We start from the raw sequence: 18,682 nt of genomic DNA, 5'->3' as shown, positions 1-18,682 counted from the left end.
ACTAGCGACTGAACTACAAAATATGACAAACACTCCCCCCTTACAACCAATAAGAAGAATAACTCCCCAGCACAGTCACAGAAAAGCCGAGTGCTTCAAGTTCCATCGTTACGCCTGGCAATAATACATCATCGTATGCTTTATCGACATCGATTAAGAAAAAGTAATTTCCGAGTCCTGTTTTCATCGGGCGCGATTCGATTTTTGATAAATTTAATTTTCTCCATGCGAAAGCTGATAACACTTGATATAGCGCTCCTGCATAATCAGCAGGTAACGTTATCATAAGCGTCGTTTTCTCTCCGCGATTTTCTCCATTATTTGAGAGTATTGCTTTCTTTTTCTTATGGAGCACAAGGAAGCGTGTATGATTGTTTTTATGCGTATGAATGCTACGTCTTACGATCGTCAATCCATATTTTTCTGCAGCTGCTTCATTTGCAATGGCAGCGATTTTTTCTTCAGGATGTTCTTTCACATATTGCGCAGCAGCACTTGTTGATGTCATATCTCGAACGGTTACCCCTTTTAATTCTTCATTTAAAAACTTATGACATTGTGCGATAGCGTGCGGATGAGAATGCACTGCATATACTTCTCCCCACACTTCTGCATACTGCGGATGTACGAGTAAATGTTGCTGAATTGGTACTGTAATTTCGCCTACAATAGAAAGTGGTTGCTCATGCACGAGATAATCGACCGTTATATTTACTGAACCTTCTATTGCGTTTTCTAACGGTACGACTGCGAAATCTACACTTTTATTTGCGGCTGCATCTATACAATCCGGAATCGTTCGATACGGTACATGCTCTGCTTCCGGAAAAAAACGACTCACCGCCATATTTGTAAATGTTGCTTCTGGTCCTAAATATCCTACTCGAATCATCGTCTTTTCCCTCTCTTTTTCGTTTTCTTACTGTTATACCATACTTTTTTATATTCTTCTATGTAAATTTCGAATATTAAAAAAAGACTAGCATTCGCTAGTCTAAATGTTTCCTATATTCTCTTTGAGCGAAAAAGAAATAAATAATGCATGCAGCGATATAAAATAGAATAAACAAACCTACTTTTCGTAATGAACCATCCATAAAGATCGTATTATGAAACGTATATAACGCAACCGCACTATGCATACTCCCGACTATAATAGGTGCAAAAAATAGCATACACAATTGCCAGCGAGAAATCTTCCACACTTCTTCCTTCGTCATTCCAAGCTTAGAGAGCGCACCGTACTGCTTTCGATCCGATGCAATATTATGAAACCATTTAAAATATACGATACTACATGAAGTAAGAAAGAATAATATACTAATGAATGAGCCTACAAATAGAGTAATATCGCCGAACTCTTTCATATTCACATATAACTCCATATTACTTCGAAATGCGTTATTATCATCTTGTTTCATATGTTTCCGTAAAGCTTCATTTAATTTTTTCGTATTTTCGATATTTGGTAATGTGTATCCTCTATACATCATTTTTTCAGCATCCGGAACCTTATTTGCTATACTGTCAAAATCTTCATCATTCATGACGAAAAACAGACCGTTAATGTGCGCAAGATGATAGTTAAATCGCACCCCTTCTTTTTGACCGTTAAATACGAATGGATACGTTTGATTCATTACTTGTAATTGAATCTCTTTTTGATTATATATATTCGGATGATTGTATTTATTATAATAAACAAGTGTAACAGTTCCTTTTTTAGGATGATACGTTTTCTGTTTTTGTTTTCTTGCCTCCTGATTGTATTCACTTTCTTTAATGAGCGGCGCTACTTCTGTTTCTCCCTTGTTGGACTGAAAAGATGCATACACTCCAACAAAACTCATAGATTGAAAATCATCATATCCATATTGATGCAGTAATTGTTCAACCGTACCTTCCTCAAAGACTTCATGAGTAGAAACACCTTTTTCTATATATGAAAATGAGTGTGCGCCCCCGTCCCGCCACAAATCTTGCATGCTAGAAAAATATAAGAACACCGTACCTGTTGCCGTAACTACAAATGTCGTTGCCATAGAAAGCATAAAGAAAAAGCGACCATTTTCCTTCATTCGATGTGACAATTGATTTACTATAAATAAATACGGATATGTATACATAATCTTTTTATTTCGTTTAATCATTTCTAACAATTGGATTGTACCGTGTGTAAAAGAAAAGTACGTTCCGAAAAAGACAAGTATAGACACAGGGAAAAAATATAATCCTATCGTTTCCATTGTCACTTGTAGCGCTAACGCATATCCTGTCCCTAAACAAATAAAGCCGAATATACAAAGCCATATTGATGTTTTCTTCTCTTTTTTATCCGTTCGAAATTCTTTCAATAACCGAATAATTTTTATGTTCCATATACGTAAAGCACTTATAAAAGATAACAGAATAAAAACAACCATATATGTAATAAACGTTACCCCAATCGCTTTCACGTCAAATATGACAGGGAGTTCTTTCGGAAGACGCATTAGCATGCTAAACACCATAAAAAAGAGTTTCAAAAAGATCATGCCAACCCCTATACCCAAAATATTAGCAAATACTCCGATCAACATTTGCTCGGTCATAATCACTCCTATTACGTTAGATTTCGTTGCTCCCATTAACATATATAATCCCAATTCTTTCTTACGTGCCTCTATGAAAATAGAAGTAGAGTACAAAATAAATATGACGAAAAAAGAAATGATTATAACATTACATAGAACAAGTCCCCAGCGTACGTTTTGATACCACAGCGTCTCCTGCATATACGGATGCACGATAACAGACATATATGCATAAGAAGCAAATATCGCAAAACAACTACTTAAGAAAAACACTTTATAATTACGCCAATTTCCTTTTATATTTTGCAGCGCTAATTGCCAAATGTTCATCTATCGTCCTCCTATAACTTACTACATGCGTAAAAAGCTAGAGGTTTCCCTAGCTTTTTACGTGTTTCAAATATCCTCTTTGCGCGATTATAAAGTAAATCGCAGAAGCTACAATGTATGCTCCAATTACAATCGCACCTGATTTCCATAAATCGAGATAAAGCATTTTCCCTAACGTATGAAGAGCAAATCCACTATGAATTGCACCAATTAAAATTGGGATAAAGAAGATAACACCCATTTGTCGAATTGCAATTTTACGAATTTCTTTATCTGTCATACCGATTCTCTTTAACGATTTAAATTGAATACGATCTTGTTCTTTATCGTTAAACCATTTAAAGTACGTCATACTACAAGCGAAGAAGAAGAATAGTACAGCTACAAAAAAACCGATAAACATTGTAATTGCTCCTGATTCCCTTATATTTTTATAAGCGAACACCGAGTTATTTAATTCCTCTTGCTTATCTGGTGCAACTTCCTTTTTCAAATCTAACACAAGGTCTTCTGTACTTTTCCAGTCTTCTATATAATAACCGTAATATTTCGTCTTTTCTTCATCTGGTACGAGCTTTGCGTATTTCTCAAAATCTTGATCATTTACAATGAGATATTCACTATCATTAAAAACAGAAAATGAAGTTGGCTCATTTAACTGAACAGACTGCGTTTGTCCGTTCATTTTAAATTCATACGGTTTCGCAAGATCTACCTTCATCATATCTTTCGCCATATCCATTATGACCATCGTTGCACTACCTGGTGCATTATGAACTTCTCTAACTTGCTCTCTCTTTTGTTTACGTACTTCAGCGTTATATTCTTTTTCTGAAACAATCGCCATTGGCACTTCATGTTCACCATTAAACATCGTGATTTTTTGAGTTCCAGGAAGTTTTACGTACGTTACTTCTCGCGCTTCTTCAAATCCGTGTTTTTTTATTAATTCTTTTGTTTTTCCTTCTTTTATAACATTATGCGTATTAATTCCTTTTTCCTCATACGAAATAGCATGCGGGGTACTAGTTACTGCCTTATAACTCATATCCTCAAAAAATACGTACAGTGTACCGACTGCCGAAGATACAACTGCCGTAATGATAGAAATTACAAATAGAAAACGAGCATTATCTTTCATTTTATAAATAAGATTGCTAAGTACGAACATATTTGGATATGTATAAAAAGATTTTTTTCGTTTTTGTAACGCCTTTAATACGACTGTACTACCTTGTGTAAACAGTAAATAAGTTCCGCCTATCGTCAGCCCTACAATCGGTAAAAACAGAATGATAAAATTCATAAATGTCACTTGAAAGCTAAGTACATATGCAACAATAATACATCCTATCCCTGCTACACATAACCATGTAAATGCAAAAGGTTCTACTTTCTGTTTTCTTGCTTCTCTTAATAAATCAATAATTTGCAAGCGCCCTACTGTCCAAACGCTAAATAATGATAGGATTAAAAATAGGATAAAGTATACACCCGCTGTAATAAGAATTGCTTTACTATTCCATACGAGTGGAAGTGTTTTATCTATTTTCAATATTACGCTTAATGCTTGGAAAAATAATTTCGAACAAAGCATGCCAAGCCCGATACCTACTACAATTGCAATACTACCTAACATAAGTTGTTCTAATATAATCATTCGGCCAAGTTGAGATTTTGTTCCGCCTATTAATGTTAATAAACCAAACTCTTTTTTTCTTGCTCGTAAAAATGTTGAATTTGCATATAAAATAAAGAGCGCTGAGAAGATGACTACAATATAATTCATCGATTCTAACCCTTTTGAAATCATTGTCTTCATACTAATATTACCGCTTACGACATCTGGATGATAAATGAAGGAAACATACATAAAAAATACGACAATCGATAAACAACTACTAATCAGAAACGCTTTATAATTACGCCAATTTCCTTTTACGTTATTAAGCGCGAGCTGGCGAAAGTTCATGATATTCCCCTCCTAGCATCGCAAGTACGTCCAGAATTTCTTGGAAAAAGGCTTGTTTCGTTCTCCCTTTATGTATTTCTGAGAAAATTTCTCCATCACGTATGAAGAGAATGCGTTCACAATAACTAGCAGCTACTGGATCGTGCGTTACCATTGCAATTGTCACTTTCTTTTGTTCATGTAAATCTTGCAATGCACTCATTAATGATTTTGCTGACTTCGAATCTAAGTTTCCAGTTGGCTCATCCGCTAAAATTAGCGTAGGTTCATGAATGATCGCTCTCGCTGCTGCTGCACGTTGTTGTTGTCCGCCTGACACTTCATATACTTTTTTATTTAAAATTTCTTCGATATTTAAAAACTTTGCAATCTCAAGCACTTTCGCATCGATTTCATTTACAGATTTTTTCGCCATTACAAGTGGTAAAATGATATTTTCTTTAATCGATAACGTATCAAGTAAGTTAAAATCTTGGAAAATGAATCCTAAATGTGTACGGCGAAACTCTGCTAATTTTGCAGCACGCATTTGATTAATTTCTTCGCCATTTACAAGCACGTGACCTGAAGTTTGTTTATCAATTGTTGCTAATAAATTTAAAAGCGTTGTTTTCCCGCTCCCTGAAGGCCCCATAATCCCTACAAATTCGCCTTCTTCTATTTTAAAATTTATATCGTTTAAAGCAGTCGTCGCTACTGAACCTTTTGATTGGTACACCTTCGTTAATCCTTTTACTTCAAGAACACTCATTTCTAATCCCCCTATGTGTTTTCTTCTTACATTTACTATAAGAAAAATAAGAAAAAGAAACGAGTGATTTCCCTTACAAAACGTTTTGTTATCTTACAGTTTTGTCATTTTTCTCATTAATGTATGATATTCTTCATCTTTTGCAAATTGGAACGTGAATGTTGTCCCTTCGCCTTCAGCCGATTGCACATAAATACTGTGATGTAAATTATCGCAAATTTCCTTCGTAATATATAAACCCATTCCAGTCGCTTCTCTCGTTTTACGGCCATTTATTCCCGTAAAAAATGGATCAAATATACGCTTTATATCTTGCTCTGGAATACCAATTCCATTGTCCTTAATATGTAGTAACACCTTTTGATCTTTCTCTTCAATTTGAAATTGAATTTCCTTTTTCTCTGCTTCTGAAATTTTCGTATACTTAATTGCATTTACAACAATTTGCCCTATAGCAATACTTAGCCATTTTCTATCAGATGCAACCATACAAGTATCTTCATCAAACATTACTTTCGGAAATACCGACGATTGAATGAAAGATTTTCGATTTTCATTAATAATACCCCTGATGATATCTATCACATTTACTACTTCTACTTTATAATCTTTCGCAAATTGCTCTAACCTTGCCATATGTAACGCCAAATCTAAACCATTTAGTATACGGTTATTTTCTTCACGAATACTTTCAACTGTTGCTCTTGCTTCACGATGCTCTTTCCCAAACTTCTGTAATAGCAATTCTATAACCGATACTGGTGTTTTCATTTGATGAATCCATTGGTTCATAAATATCATTTGCTGTTGTTCTTTCGCATGTTGTTTATGAACTTCATTCATATATTGCTGTCTTAATAGCGTAAACGATTCAACAACCATCTCTTGCTCTGACGTATAAGAAGTATCAATAAGTAAAGAGTCGTGTAATGTATTTCCGCTAGCAACATACTTTTCGATTCTTTTTAAAAATACACTTCGTTTTCGATAATCGTAAATGAGGTATACAGTAAATACAACTGTCCCTAATAAAAGCCCATATAACCACGTACTCCAATCAATGGATCTTTTTTCCAAAAGACTTTGCAACTGCAAGACGAGCCCAAATAAACAAAGGCTAATAATATAAGAAAGAAGTAAAGAAAAACGGTCCATGAGGTAATTTCTAACCTTCATGCCCTTCGCCCCACTCTGTAAGAAGCGCATAACCATATCCGCGTTTCGTTACAATTGCATTTTGAATGCCTAGCTCCTCTAGTTTCTTCCTTACGCGTTTTACATTTACGGTTAATGTATTATCATCAACAAAAGCTACCTCATCCCACAGGGCTTCTAACAGTTCTTCACGCGTTACATACTGATTTGCCTGTTTCATTAAACACTCTAATAAGTAAAATTCATTTTTTGTCAGCTCCGTTTGTTGCCCCTGCCACTCAACAATGTGCTGGGACGGAAATAACAACAGTCCATTTACACCTAAGCAATCACTCTCAGCAACAGATGCATACTCGCCATACCCACGGCGAAGTGCACTTTTCACCTTTGCCATTACAATATCTAAATGGAATGGCTTTGTAATGTAATCATCTCCGCCATTCTCGATCGCCATTACTTGATCCATTTCCCCTGTTCTTGCAGAAACAAAAATAATCGGCGCATTCGATACAGTACGAATTTGACGACACCAATAAAAACCATCAAAATATGGTAAATTAATATCCAGTAATACGAGATGAGGATTTATTTTCACGAACTCATCTTTTATATGACGTAAATCACTCGCTCTAAATGATTGATAGCCATACCTTTCTAAATGCTCCTCTAATATTCCCGCTATTTTTTCATCGTCTTCTACAATTAATATTTTATACATGTTCATTTTCTCCCCATAAGAAATTCTTCCAAAACCACTCCTTGTTCTATTATAAATTGAAAATTTAATTAGTGGGTATTTTTTCCTATACGAATCAGACATTTACAATAAAAAAAAGACTGCCCTCTTTCGGCAGTCTTAATCGATAAATTCAAATTGATATTCAAGAATTTTTACAATATCTCCGTCTTCTGCACCACGTGCACGAAGGGCTTCATCAATACCCATTCCACGCATTTGACGAGCAAATCGGCGTACAGATTCATCACGTGAGAAGTCTGTCATTTTGAATGTTTTCTCAATATCATAACCAGAAATAACAAATGTGCCATCACTTTCGCGTGTAATTTCAAAATTAGATTCAGATTCAAATTTGTACATTACACTTGCTTCAGATTCTTCTACATCATCGTACATTGGGAATTCTGGTGTTGTTTCTAATAAGTTCGCTACTTCAAATAGTAAATCACGAACACCTTGTTTCGTTACAGCTGAGATTGGGAAGATTTTTACTTCATCTCCCACTTTCTCTTTAAATGCTTGTAAGTTTTCTTCTGCATCTGGCATATCCATTTTGTTTGCTACAACAACTTGTGGACGCTCAGTTAAACGCATATTGTATTCTTTTAATTCATTATTGATTGTGACATAATCTTCATATGGCTCACGTCCTTCTAAACCAGACATATCAATAACGTGCACGATTACACGTGTACGTTCGATATGACGTAAGAATTGGTGTCCAAGTCCAACGCCGGAATGTGCCCCCTCAATTAGTCCAGGAAGGTCAGCCATAACGAAGCTGCGGTTATCACCAGTTTCAACAACACCAAGATTTGGAACGATTGTTGTAAAGTGATATTCTGCAATTTTCGGACGCGCTGATGATACAACAGATAATAATGTAGATTTACCTACACTTGGGAATCCAACAAGTCCAACATCTGCCAGCACTTTAAGTTCTAGCGTGACATCACGTTCTTGACCTGGTTCCCCGTTCTCAGCGATTTCTGGCGCTGGGTTCGTCGGTGTTGCGAAACGTGAGTTACCACGGCCACCGCGGCCACCTTTTGCGATTACAGCTGTTTGTTCATGCGTTACTAAATCGGCAAGAATTTCACCTGTTTTTTCATCTTTTACTATTGTTCCCGGTGGAACCTTTACGATTAAATCCTCAGATTTACGACCGTGCTGACCTTTACTCATTCCGTGCTGACCGCGATCAGCTTTGAAATGACGTTGGTAGCGGAAGTCCATTAATGTACGTAAGCCTTCCTCAACAACAAAAACAACATCTGCACCTTTACCACCGTCGCCACCTGCTGGGCCACCTTTAGGTACATACTTCTCGCGACGATACGCAACCATTCCGTTACCACCGTCGCCGCCTTTTACATATATCTTGACCTGATCTACAAACATTATTTCACCACACTTTTTTCGATTGGTTGTAATATAACTGAGACTTCTTCGTCTCGTACTGTATAAGAAATGGAATACCATTTATTGTTTTGGTTCGCAAGCCAATTCTGTAGTTCTTCTACACTCGTTAGCTTACCACGAAAATCAAAAAAGAAACGAGCATTCTCCGCGTCACATTCAATTGTGATACAAACATAATTTTCAACATATACGTCTAAACTATGCTGAAGTATTGAGAAAAATTGATTCGTCCATATACATACAGTCTCATCTAAATGAGATAAGTTATGTAAATTCCCTAATACTTCGTACTCCAATAAGCACGGCTGCTGTTTCCAATTATATGTTAAAATCCACTCTGAAAATAAAGGCATTGATAGCCCTATCAGGTTGGATTCTTGTCTCGCTTCTTGGACAAAACGATCGATGAGACTATGAATCTCTTCCACTTTTCCAAGTGAAAGGTTTCCTTTCACCATCTGCATACGATTGAGCCAATCATGTCTTGAATGACGCAATGCATCTATAATTGTCCATTTTTCATTCATTTAGATACCCCTTAATATAGAAAAACTCTAACCTGCACTCAGGTTAGAGTTTTCCGTGAGTTCTTATGCTTCTTGAGCAACAGGATATACGCTCACTTGTTTGCGGTCACGGCCAAGACGCTCAAAGCGTACTACGCCGTCAACTTTCGCGTATAAAGTGTCATCGCCACCACGACCAACGTTAACACCTGGATAAATTTTTGTACCGCGTTGACGGTAAAGAATTGAACCACCTGAAACCGTTTGACCATCTGCGCGTTTAGCACCAAGACGTTTTGACTGAGAGTCACGACCGTTCTTTGTACTACCTACACCTTTCTTAGATGCGAAAAACTGAAGATCTAATCTTAACATACGTTACACCTCCTGCACTTTTTCTATTAAACGGATATACTTTCCGTAATCAAGTTCGATCGTCTTAAGCGAAACAACCAATCCTTCTAAAAGTATCTGTGCTTTTTCTGCTGTATGAACGTCTAAATCATTAGGCAATTCATACGTTAAGAATCCGCCGTCACTCCCGAGTTCAATAGTTGCCTGCACATTACAAAGTTCTTCCACTGCATTTATAGAACCAAACACAACCGCTGTAGTTCCAGCACAGACAAGATCTTGTCCATGTGGCGCATAATTGGCATGTCCAGTCATTTTAAATGATTGGATACTTCCTAATTTCGTGCGACTTATCGTAATTTTAATCATGTTAACCTGGATTAAGCGTTGATAGCTTCAACAACTAGCTTAGTGTAAGGTTGACGATGACCTTGTTTCTTACGATTGTTCTTTTTCGCTTTGTATTTGAAAACGATGATTTTCTTAGCGCGACCTTGTTTTTCAACTTTCGCAGTAACTGTTGCACCTTCTACAACTGGGCTACCAACTTTAACGTTTTCGCCACCAACGAAAAGAACTTTGTCAAAAGTAACAGTTTCACCAGCTTCAACATCTAATTTTTCAATGTAGATTGCTTGACCAGCTTCAACTTTAATTTGTTTTCCACCTGTTTCGATAATTGCGTACATACTTGCACCTCCTCTTAATTACTAAGACTCGCCAAAAACGAGGTAGACATAAATGTCTTTAGGGAACCTGTCTTGTGCGGTTGTAGCATATAGCCGTTTAGGTGCTATAAACTATAACATAAAGATGTTATCATGAATCATAGACGGTTGTCAATAAATGTTCTGCTAACTATTTTTCCCGTTCTACAATTTCTTTTTTACTTCCAAAACGGATAATGGCATACTTTTCGATCATATCATCTTTGAAATAAATTTCAAATGGAATATTTTTTTGTAATTCTTTTTGCAAAAATTGCTTTTGTAATTCTTTAGGTGCAGCGATTAATACTACCTCATCCTCTATATTGCCATATGTAATTAGCTCTCTCTCTAACTCATACGCAATTGTTTCATATGACATCACATACCCCGTTGCTTTGCAAGGTACACACTCTTCTAGTAATACGTCGCGTAAAGAATGTTTCTTACGTTTACGTGTCATCTCCAAAATCCCTAACTCTGTAAAACCGAGCACTCTTGTATATGTGCGATCATTTTGCATAGCAGCCATGAGACATTCTCTTACCTTTTCTTTATCTTCTCTTCTTTTCATATTAATAAAATCAATTAATATCATACCACCGATATCACGCAGTCTTAATTGACGTGCAATTTCTTCAGCTGCCGCCTCATTTGTACGAAGGACTGTATCTTGTAAATTCTGTTTCCCAGTAAACTTGCCCGTATTCACATCAATTACAGTCATCGTCTCCATTTGTTCCACAATTAAATACGCACCATTCGGGAGCCACACAATTTTTTGAAGTGCTTTCTCGATCTCACGCTCTATTCCAAAATGGTTAAACATTGAAGATTTTTCATTATAAAAAGATACTTTTTCTTTTCCGACTTTTTCTTCTAATTCTTTTACTATACTTCTTGTATCTACAACTACTTTTTCAATCATTTCAATCGGATTCTCTTGAAATACACGATCTAAAAAGGTCGCAGGTCGATGAAGTAGTAGCGGCGCTTTTCCTTGGCCCTCTTTTCTTTTTAATTCTTCATATAACTGCTGTAACCTTTGCATTTCAGCTTGTATGTCTTCAATTTCTCCTTTTTCAGAAGCAGAGCGAAAAATGTACCCTCCTGTCCCTTCTACCTCAATTTGGAGTAGCTGTTGCCTTCTTTTATTATTTTTTATTTTTCGAGAAACCGCACGCATTTCATCATATGGCATATAAACGACATATTTCCCGGTAAATTCTATGTTTGCTGTCAATTTCGGCCCTTTCGTATCAATTGCCTCTTTCACAACTTGTACGAGTACTGCTTGCCCTTCATGTATACGATAAGAAGATGGTACATCATCGTATGAAAGGTACGCATGTTTTTCTAAACCGATGTTTACAAAAGCTGCGTTCATTCCAGCAATCGTTCTTACGATACGTCCAACATAAATATGCCCAACAATCTCTTGTTCTTCATTTCGTTTCCATAAAAATTCAACAATTTTTTTCTTCTCTTCAATTGCAACGCGTTTTTCCGATCCTGCATAGTTCATATATAACGTTTTCAAAATTCTTTCCTCACTTTATAATCTTCTTTGCTTTTACAATAATAAAAGGTTAGTGCTATCGTCAACACTAACCGATTAATTCTTCAACAGATGAAGTTGTTCGTTTTTCAGTAAAATACGCATAGAGTAATTCATTTTCATCCAATGTGTAATGTTCTTTATATTTTCCATGGACGATAATAGAGTGCTTATACCCTCTACGAAATTTTGTGAATATCTTATATAAATGATCTTCTGATTGCACTTCAATAGGTGCAATCTTTTCAATTCCTCTTTTGTTCCCATAATAACGTTCTAATAAAAAACGCATAAAGGCATACTGTCTTTGTTTCCACTCTTGATATAACGACACCGCTAAAAATATGAGTAGTACCCACATCATAATATTATTACTATTCCAAAGTAACTGCCACACTAGTATTACACTAAAAAAAACACATGATAATTTCATCATCTTTTCATGTGCTTGTAAATAAGGAAAACGATGTGATAATACGTTAAACAATACTTTTCCACCATCAAGCGGCCAAATAGGTAGTAAATTAAATGCTAAAATAATTATATTATTCCATATAAAGAAATAATATAAATCCGTACCCAGCCAACCAGCTTCAAACACTATATAACCTACCACCATCATCCAAATATGTTGTATAGGCCCTGCAATTACAACAACAAGTTCCTCTTTCAATGACTTATTCCCATGTTCCTCAAGCTCAGCCACACCACCAAACGGTAAAAGTTGAATCTTTTTAATACGCCAATTATAGTGTGCCGCCGCAAAGGCATGCCCAAGTTCATGGATAAGAACGATACAAAATAACAGTAGTAATTCTTTAAAACGTGCCGTAAAAATACCAATGACAATAATAACCCAAAACAACGGATGCACGGAAATCTTCGTTAAAACTTCTCTATATTTAATCAAATGAAATCACCTGAATCGGGTCAATAAACTTTTCATTCTTTTTTATCGCGAAATAAAACTTACCATTTTTATTATTTGCATCATTATTCACCGTTCCAATTTTTTGTTTCTTTGAAACGTAATCATATAATTTTACTGACATGTCATTTAAATTCGCATACCACGATTCTGTTCCATCTGCATGCTGAATTTGAACCGTATTACCAAGTTCCTCTTTCTTACCTGCAAAAACAACTAGCCCTTCATTCACTGACTCAACAGTTGCATTTGTAGCTGTTTGAACAAATACACCTTGGCCATTTTTTTGAAACCCTTGCATCACCTTTCCAGAAGCAGGAATGGCATAATCTTTTTGCTGAATAGTTCCTTCTTTTTTCTCAGTAGGTGAAAAAAATACGAGCGGTTTTCCAAACTGCTTTTCATACCATTTCGCTACAGTAGCAAACTGAAATTCTTCTTTCATCACTTTTTCTGTAACAGCTTTAGCACCGTCGAAAGAAGAGGGTGCATTCTTATATAAAATAGCGACAGAAAGAACTAATATTGCTGATAACAAAACTTTGAAGAAAAATACTTCTTTTCGAAATAAAGGATGAATTTCCTTTTCTCCTCCTTCAATAAATACTGTTTCACTATCAAAATTCCCTCCAGCAAAATACTGCTCTTCCTCCATCCTTTCTTGCTCTGCCTTCCTTTTCGCAATCCGCTTTTTAATTTCTTCTACACGTCTATTCTTCATACTGTCTCCTTTCTTTCGTTAAGCTAATTAAAATAGAAACAGTTGTATACAGTTTGTACATATGTATGAGCTAAGAAAGAAAGATATTCGTGTGAAGAAAAAAGAAAGCACTTCGCATATGTGCGAAGTGCTTTTAACGGATTCCAAAGAAGTTTTTCATCTTTGTAAATACCGATACCTTTTCTTGTTCAAATGCTTGCAATGGTACATTCTCACCCAACAAGCGTCTTGCAATATTACGATAAGCTAACGCTGCTTTTCCGCTCGGTTGCAACGCTACAGGTTCACCTGTATTTGTAGCACGAATAACTTCATCATCATCCTCGACAACACCAAGAAGCTCGATTGACAATGTACGTACGATTTCATCAACATCTAACATATCCTGCTCATGAAGCATATGACTACGCACACGATTAATAACAAGTTTTGGTGGTTCAATATCCTCTTTTTCTAAAAGCCCGATAATACGATCCGCATCGCGCATTGAGGATACTTCTGGCGTCGTAACAACGATTGCTTTATCCGCACCAGCTACCGCGTTTTTAAACCCCTGCTCAATCCCCGCAGGACAATCAATTAATATGTAATCATAATCTTGACGTAATACTTGTATTAATTCATCCATTTGTTCAGGTGTTACCGCTGATTTATCACTCGTTTGTGCTGCAGGTAATAAATAAAGATCATCAAAACGCTTATCTTTAATAAGCGCCTGAGGTAAACGGCAACGCCCTTCAACGACATCAACAAGATCAAATACAATACGATTTTCCAGCCCCATTACTACGTCTAAGTTTCGAAGACCGATATCTGTGTCAATTAAGCACACTTTCTTTCCAGATAACGCTAGGGCTGTACCAATGTTCGCAGACGTTGTAGTTTTACCTACTCCGCCTTTTCCAGATGTAATTACTATTGCCTCTCCCACAGCTATACAATTCCCCTTTCTAACTTTGTTAAATTAGGTCTAAGATGAGTGAGAAGTTGCAGTCGATCGACAACAATGTGATTGTTCTCATTAATATACGCACATTCTGCCGCCTCCGCTCCGTCTTCTTTCTCTTCCGGAGCCCGCATTGCCACATCACTAATTCGAAGTTGCATCGGGTTCATATCAGATGCAGCTATTACAGCATCCGAATCCCCATAATACCCAGCATGCGCAATTCCTCTTAATGATCCTACGACAAAAATATTCCCCCCAGCGATAACCGTTCCGCCTGGATTAACATCTCCAATTAACAATAAATTTCCTTTTACATGTAAAACTTGTCCAGAGCGAACAATTTTGGAAATAGGGACAATTTCTGTTTCTTCTTTCCAAGCTATTGCTTCTGCTTTAGTTATAACATCACTTTCAATTGAATCCACAACAAGATTCTTTTTATTACGAATTAACGTACGAATCTCTTCTTGTTGGACTTCTGTTAAATAACGATTTCCCACTTTCACATGCACTTCAATTAAAGAGCGCCCATCACCATCATAGTAATGTGTAGAAAGCTTTTCATCCAATTCCTCCAGTAATTCAGAGAATGAACAACAATCATCTAAATGAAGCGTTATTCCGTCTTTTGTCCCTTTTATTGTTACATTTTGTTGCTTTTTTTCTTCCACTAAAGTTCACCCCACCGATTCAATTCGACATAAAATTAGAAAATCCTTTTTTCTTTTTCTTCCATCGCTTTTGAAAGACGCATTAAATATCGTCTCAGTGGGAAACAAACTATCAATAAGAAAATTGCATTTAGCAATAAAGTAGACAGGAGACGATCTGTGAAAAAGACATACGCCGACATATGAGTACGTCCTAACAAAGTTAAAAATCCATACACATAATACTCTAGTGCTACAATGCTGCCTAGTACGATAGAAGCAACAATAAATAAATTCAATTGTAGTACCTTCATCACACTATAAACTAAATAAGCTAAAATCGGATATGCAAAAATATATATACCGACAAGTTCTGTGTATACGGTATCAAATAAGAAACCAAATAAGAGTCCGTAATAAATCCCTTGGACCGGACTATAGTACACAGTAACAAAACATAACACAATTATAAAGAAATGAGGTGCTGCTATACTGTCTTTCCAAAAAACCTCTGTTGGAACAATAGTAGCAAACATATTTTCAAATAAAAAAACAAAAAGGAGCAAAAGAGGAAGAGCTGCTCTTTTTAAAATCTTCATCATCTCTTCTCCCCCTCCTATTCTAATGGCGCTGAAGGCGTTTCACGTTTAGCAACCATAATATGCTCTACGTCATTCAAATCAGCGGCTGGCTTTACATAAGCTGTTTTTGTTAAACCGTATGGATCCGGCTGAACATCAACAATTGTTCCAATTACAAGACCTCTCGGGAAAATATCGCCAAGTCCAGATGTTACAACTAGTTGATCTTTCGCTACCTGAGCATCGGAGCCAATCTTTGTGAAAAGAAGTAAGTGCTTTTCTTTATCATAACCTTCAATCAATCCAAAGATTTTCTCATCACCTTGTACGATAGCAGAAACACGATTTGTTCGGCTCATAGAACTTAGCAACTCTACTGATGATGTAAACTGAGATACACTTTTCACTCGTCCAACTAAACCTTGTGAAGTTACTACAGCCATATCTTTTTTAATCCCTTGCTGTGCTCCTTTATCAATTCCGATTAAATCGTACCATTTATCTGGATTACGAGAAACAACAGTGGCTGGAATTTCAGTATATTGGCTATTCAACTCTTTTTTACCCGTTAACTCTTGTAACTTCTTGTTATCATCTTCTAATTGTTTTACTTTCCCTGATAGACCTGCATAATTATCTAATTTTGCTTTTAATTCTTTATTCTCTTCATACGTGCGCTTTACATCCTCTACATTTTCGAAGAATCCAGCTACGTATTTCGCTGGCTTTTGGAATACACGTTCTACAACACCGACAGTGTCTTTAACAAACTGCTCTGGCCATGTTAAACTGTTCCGTTCTTTCAATGAGATTCCAATCAATGCCACGAGAAGAATAATACTAACTAACAAAACAATTAATCTTTTGTTTAAGAAAAACTGTGGCACGTTCACACCCTCTTAATTTCATTGATTTTTATTTTGCAATATTATCGAGCAGCAGTTTTGAAAAGATCGATATTGTCTAATGCTTTACCCGTTCCAATTGCTACGCAATCTAATGGGTCTTCTGCAACAAGAACTGGCATATTTGTTTCTTCACTAATCACTTTATCTAAGTTACGTAGTAATGCTCCGCCACCTGTTAATACGATACCACGGTCCATAATGTCTGCCGCTAATTCAGGTGGAGTTTTCTCTAACGTATTTTTAACAGATTCTACAATTGCATCTACTGTATCTTTTAATGCATCTGCAATTTCTTCTGGCTGAATTAGTACTGTTTTTGGTAAACCACTTACTAAATCACGACCGCGAATTTCCATAGGCTCGATACCTTCTGGCTCGCCTGCAGAACCGATTTCTAATTTTAATGCTTCAGCTGTTCTTTCACCAATCATTAAGTTGTAGCTTTTCTTAATGTACTGAATGATTGAATCGTCCATATCATCACCAGCAACACGAACTGATTGACTTGTTACAATACCACCTAAAGAAATGATTGCAACTTCTGTTGTACCGCCACCGATATCAACAACCATGCTACCAGTTGGTTCCCAAACAGGTAAGTTCGCACCAATTGCTGCTGCAAATGGTTCTTCAATTGGATAAGCGTCACGAGCGCCCGCTTGACGAGTCGCATCGATTACTGCACGTCTTTCTACAGCTGTAATACCAGACGGTACACATACCATTACGTATGGTTTACGTGAAAAGAATCCATTTGATTTTTGAGCTTGTTGAATGTAGTATTTCATCATTGTTGCTGTCGTTTCGTAATCAGCAATTACACCGTCTTTCATCGGGCGAAGTGCCACAACGTTTCCTGGTGTACGACCAATCATTTGTTTTGCATCGCTACCTACAGCAACGATTTGTTTCGTATCAGTTTGTAACGCTACTACTGAAGGTTCACGTAATACTACACCTTTTCCTTTTACATATACAAGCGTGTTCGCAGTTCCTAAATCTATTCCAAGATCGCGAGTAAAGCCACCAAATCCAAACATATTATTTATCTTCCTTTCTTGTTTTCACGGACTCATTTTTTCTTACTTTATATTATAAAAACAGTACGTTTTTTATATCTTTATCCTTTTTGTAGATAAATTTCTACAAAAAACTCATAAATCACATTATAAAACAAAATAAGTAAAAAGCATAGTCTTAAATATGACCTTTTTCCTTTAAACTCACGAATTTATGGTCACCTATTATAATATGGTCAAGCACTTCAATTCCGATAATTCGCCCGCATTCTACTAAGCGTTTCGTTACTTCAATATCTTCTCGGCTCGGCGTGGGATCTCCTGAGGGATGATTATGGAGACATATGATAGAGGCTGCCGCACGGCGAAATGCTTCTTTAAAAACTTCTCGCGGGTGTACAATCGACGTATTTAAACTTCCAATAAAAATCGTTTGCCTATGTATAACTTGATTCTTTGTGTTCAAATATAAACATACAAAATGCTCCTGCTGCAGGAAGCGCATTTCTTCCATCATATATCTTGCACAATCTTCTGGGCTTCGAATGCTGTATCTATTTTGATATTCTAACCGTACCATTCTTCTACCGAGTTCAAAAGCAGCTATAAGCTGGGCTGCCTTTGCAATCCCGACGCCATGTATACTGACAAGCTCTTCTAACGTTGCATCTTTCAACATACGTAAACCATCAAAGTGATGTAAGATTTTATCTGATAACTTTAAAACTGTTTCTTCTTTAGAACCTGTTCTGAGTAACACTGCAAGAAGCTCCCTATTCGATAAACTTCCAGCTCCTTCTAACAATAAACGCTCCCGTGGCTGTTCTTCTTTGACAACATCACGAATACCGTTCATTTC

At 36.4% G+C, this 18,682-nt stretch carries 20 protein-coding genes and 1 other annotated feature; all 20 genes read right to left on the bottom strand.

The genetic code is table 11. From position 1 onward, the window contains the following. Positions 1-40 precede the first annotated feature (40 nt). Positions 41-892 (bottom strand): prephenate dehydratase, encoded by an 852-nt coding sequence (gene pheA, locus KVT31_RS01310; RefSeq protein WP_088097868.1) that lies wholly within the window; start codon positions 890-892, stop codon positions 41-43. Positions 893-989: 97 nt separating this feature from the next. Then, a complete protein-coding gene (locus KVT31_RS01305) occupies positions 990-2,903 on the bottom strand; it encodes an ABC transporter permease (protein ID WP_088097869.1) in 1,914 nt (637 codons plus the stop codon). 49 nt (positions 2,904-2,952) lie between these two features. After that, positions 2,953-4,875: an ABC transporter permease gene (locus tag KVT31_RS01300; protein WP_088097870.1), complete on the bottom strand. Its 1,923-nt coding sequence runs from the start codon at positions 4,873-4,875 to the stop codon at positions 2,953-2,955. Beyond that, on the bottom strand, positions 4,850-5,626 hold the full coding sequence (locus tag KVT31_RS01295; RefSeq protein WP_000114530.1) for an ABC transporter ATP-binding protein: 777 nt from the start codon (positions 5,624-5,626) through the stop codon (positions 4,850-4,852). Before KVT31_RS01295 ends, KVT31_RS01300 begins: the two co-directional genes overlap by 26 nt. A 93-nt stretch (positions 5,627-5,719) precedes the next feature. Next, on the bottom strand, positions 5,720-6,802 hold the full coding sequence (locus tag KVT31_RS01290) for a HAMP domain-containing histidine kinase (protein WP_088097871.1): 1,083 nt from the start codon (positions 6,800-6,802) through the stop codon (positions 5,720-5,722). Continuing rightward, entirely contained in the window at positions 6,792-7,499 is a 708-nt protein-coding gene (locus KVT31_RS01285; protein ID WP_000276710.1) for a response regulator transcription factor, read from the bottom strand. The genes KVT31_RS01290 and KVT31_RS01285 overlap by 11 nt, the downstream gene beginning before the upstream one ends. Before the next feature lie 138 nt (positions 7,500-7,637). Then, positions 7,638-8,921, bottom strand: coding sequence for a GTPase ObgE (gene obgE, locus KVT31_RS01280; RefSeq protein ID WP_088097872.1), 1,284 nt, complete (start codon positions 8,919-8,921; stop codon positions 7,638-7,640). Further along, a complete protein-coding gene (locus tag KVT31_RS01275) occupies positions 8,921-9,469 on the bottom strand; it encodes a sporulation initiation phosphotransferase B (protein WP_088097873.1) in 549 nt (182 codons plus the stop codon). Before KVT31_RS01275 ends, obgE begins: the two co-directional genes overlap by 1 nt. Positions 9,470-9,532: 63 nt before the next feature. Beyond that, positions 9,533-9,823 (bottom strand): 50S ribosomal protein L27, encoded by a 291-nt coding sequence (gene rpmA, locus KVT31_RS01270; RefSeq protein ID WP_000944957.1) that lies wholly within the window; start codon positions 9,821-9,823, stop codon positions 9,533-9,535. A gap of 3 nt (positions 9,824-9,826) precedes the next feature. Further along, positions 9,827-10,171: a ribosomal-processing cysteine protease Prp gene (locus tag KVT31_RS01265; protein WP_002008596.1), complete on the bottom strand. Its 345-nt coding sequence runs from the start codon at positions 10,169-10,171 to the stop codon at positions 9,827-9,829. An 11-nt stretch (positions 10,172-10,182) separates the two neighbouring features. Then, positions 10,183-10,491: a 50S ribosomal protein L21 gene (gene rplU, locus KVT31_RS01260; RefSeq protein WP_000270907.1), complete on the bottom strand. Its 309-nt coding sequence runs from the start codon at positions 10,489-10,491 to the stop codon at positions 10,183-10,185. A gap of 14 nt (positions 10,492-10,505) precedes the next feature. Further along, positions 10,506-10,583, bottom strand: a sequence feature (ribosomal protein L21 leader region). Between the two features lie 77 nt (positions 10,584-10,660). Next, positions 10,661-12,049 (bottom strand): Rne/Rng family ribonuclease, encoded by a 1,389-nt coding sequence (locus KVT31_RS01255; RefSeq protein ID WP_088097874.1) that lies wholly within the window; start codon positions 12,047-12,049, stop codon positions 10,661-10,663. Between the two features lie 67 nt (positions 12,050-12,116). Then, complete coding sequence (spoIVFB, locus tag KVT31_RS01250) at positions 12,117-12,977, bottom strand: stage IV sporulation intramembrane metalloprotease SpoIVFB (RefSeq protein ID WP_088097875.1); 861 nt, start codon at positions 12,975-12,977, stop codon at positions 12,117-12,119. Beyond that, positions 12,970-13,716 (bottom strand): stage IV sporulation protein SpoIVFA, encoded by a 747-nt coding sequence (spoIVFA, locus tag KVT31_RS01245; protein ID WP_088097876.1) that lies wholly within the window; start codon positions 13,714-13,716, stop codon positions 12,970-12,972. Before spoIVFA ends, spoIVFB begins: the two co-directional genes overlap by 8 nt. Before the next feature lie 133 nt (positions 13,717-13,849). Continuing rightward, on the bottom strand, positions 13,850-14,647 hold the full coding sequence (minD, locus tag KVT31_RS01240) for a septum site-determining protein MinD (RefSeq protein WP_000503310.1): 798 nt from the start codon (positions 14,645-14,647) through the stop codon (positions 13,850-13,852). A gap of 2 nt (positions 14,648-14,649) precedes the next feature. Beyond that, positions 14,650-15,336: a septum site-determining protein MinC gene (gene minC, locus KVT31_RS01235; protein ID WP_000391511.1), complete on the bottom strand. Its 687-nt coding sequence runs from the start codon at positions 15,334-15,336 to the stop codon at positions 14,650-14,652. A 35-nt stretch (positions 15,337-15,371) separates the two neighbouring features. Further along, positions 15,372-15,917 (bottom strand): rod shape-determining protein MreD, encoded by a 546-nt coding sequence (mreD, locus tag KVT31_RS01230; RefSeq protein WP_088097877.1) that lies wholly within the window; start codon positions 15,915-15,917, stop codon positions 15,372-15,374. A gap of 14 nt (positions 15,918-15,931) precedes the next feature. Then, positions 15,932-16,783: a rod shape-determining protein MreC gene (gene mreC / locus KVT31_RS01225; RefSeq protein WP_088097878.1), complete on the bottom strand. Its 852-nt coding sequence runs from the start codon at positions 16,781-16,783 to the stop codon at positions 15,932-15,934. Between the two features lie 41 nt (positions 16,784-16,824). Beyond that, positions 16,825-17,844, bottom strand: a complete 1,020-nt coding sequence (mreB, locus tag KVT31_RS01220; RefSeq protein WP_000466737.1) for a cell shape-determining protein MreB — start codon at positions 17,842-17,844, stop codon at positions 16,825-16,827. A gap of 157 nt (positions 17,845-18,001) precedes the next feature. Beyond that, positions 18,002-18,679 carry a DNA repair protein RadC gene (gene radC / locus KVT31_RS01215; RefSeq protein ID WP_016135385.1) on the bottom strand — a complete coding sequence of 226 codons (678 nt, stop codon included), beginning with the start codon at positions 18,677-18,679 and terminating at the stop codon, positions 18,002-18,004. Positions 18,680-18,682 lie beyond the last annotated feature (3 nt).

This window comes from Bacillus sp. GbtcB14, assembly GCF_019091205.1.
Lineage (GTDB): Bacteria > Bacillota > Bacilli > Bacillales > Bacillaceae_G > Bacillus_A > Bacillus_A cereus_AG.
The sequence above is the reverse complement of the archived record's forward strand: the minus strand, read 5'-3'. Positions and strand labels throughout refer to the sequence as shown.

Excerpts from the sequence above, each read along its gene's own strand:
- rpmA (WP_000944957.1), bottom strand. The coding sequence starts at position 9,823 with ATGTTAAGATTAGATCTTCAGTTTTTCGCATCTAAGAAAGGTGTAGGT.
- KVT31_RS01275 (WP_088097873.1), bottom strand. The coding sequence starts at position 9,469 with ATGAATGAAAAATGGACAATTATAGATGCATTGCGTCATTCAAGACAT.
- obgE (WP_088097872.1), bottom strand. The coding sequence starts at position 8,921 with ATGTTTGTAGATCAGGTCAAGATATATGTAAAAGGCGGCGACGGTGGT.
- KVT31_RS01295 (WP_000114530.1), bottom strand. The coding sequence starts at position 5,626 with ATGAGTGTTCTTGAAGTAAAAGGATTAACGAAGGTGTACCAATCAAAA.
- spoIVFA (WP_088097876.1), bottom strand. The coding sequence starts at position 13,716 with ATGAAGAATAGACGTGTAGAAGAAATTAAAAAGCGGATTGCGAAAAGG.
- pheA (WP_088097868.1), bottom strand. The coding sequence starts at position 892 with ATGATTCGAGTAGGATATTTAGGACCAGAAGCAACATTTACAAATATG.
- radC (WP_016135385.1), bottom strand. The coding sequence starts at position 18,679 with ATGAACGGTATTCGTGATGTTGTCAAAGAAGAACAGCCACGGGAGCGT.
- KVT31_RS01265 (WP_002008596.1), bottom strand. The coding sequence starts at position 10,171 with ATGATTAAAATTACGATAAGTCGCACGAAATTAGGAAGTATCCAATCA.
- mreB (WP_000466737.1), bottom strand. The coding sequence starts at position 17,844 with ATGTTTGGATTTGGTGGCTTTACTCGCGATCTTGGAATAGATTTAGGA.
- rplU (WP_000270907.1), bottom strand. The coding sequence starts at position 10,491 with ATGTACGCAATTATCGAAACAGGTGGAAAACAAATTAAAGTTGAAGCT.
- KVT31_RS01305 (WP_088097869.1), bottom strand. The coding sequence starts at position 2,903 with ATGAACATTTGGCAATTAGCGCTGCAAAATATAAAAGGAAATTGGCGT.
- mreD (WP_088097877.1), bottom strand. The coding sequence starts at position 15,917 with ATGATGAAGATTTTAAAAAGAGCAGCTCTTCCTCTTTTGCTCCTTTTT.
- KVT31_RS01290 (WP_088097871.1), bottom strand. The coding sequence starts at position 6,802 with ATGAAGGTTAGAAATTACCTCATGGACCGTTTTTCTTTACTTCTTTCT.
- KVT31_RS01300 (WP_088097870.1), bottom strand. The coding sequence starts at position 4,875 with ATGAACTTTCGCCAGCTCGCGCTTAATAACGTAAAAGGAAATTGGCGT.
- KVT31_RS01285 (WP_000276710.1), bottom strand. The coding sequence starts at position 7,499 with ATGTATAAAATATTAATTGTAGAAGACGATGAAAAAATAGCGGGAATA.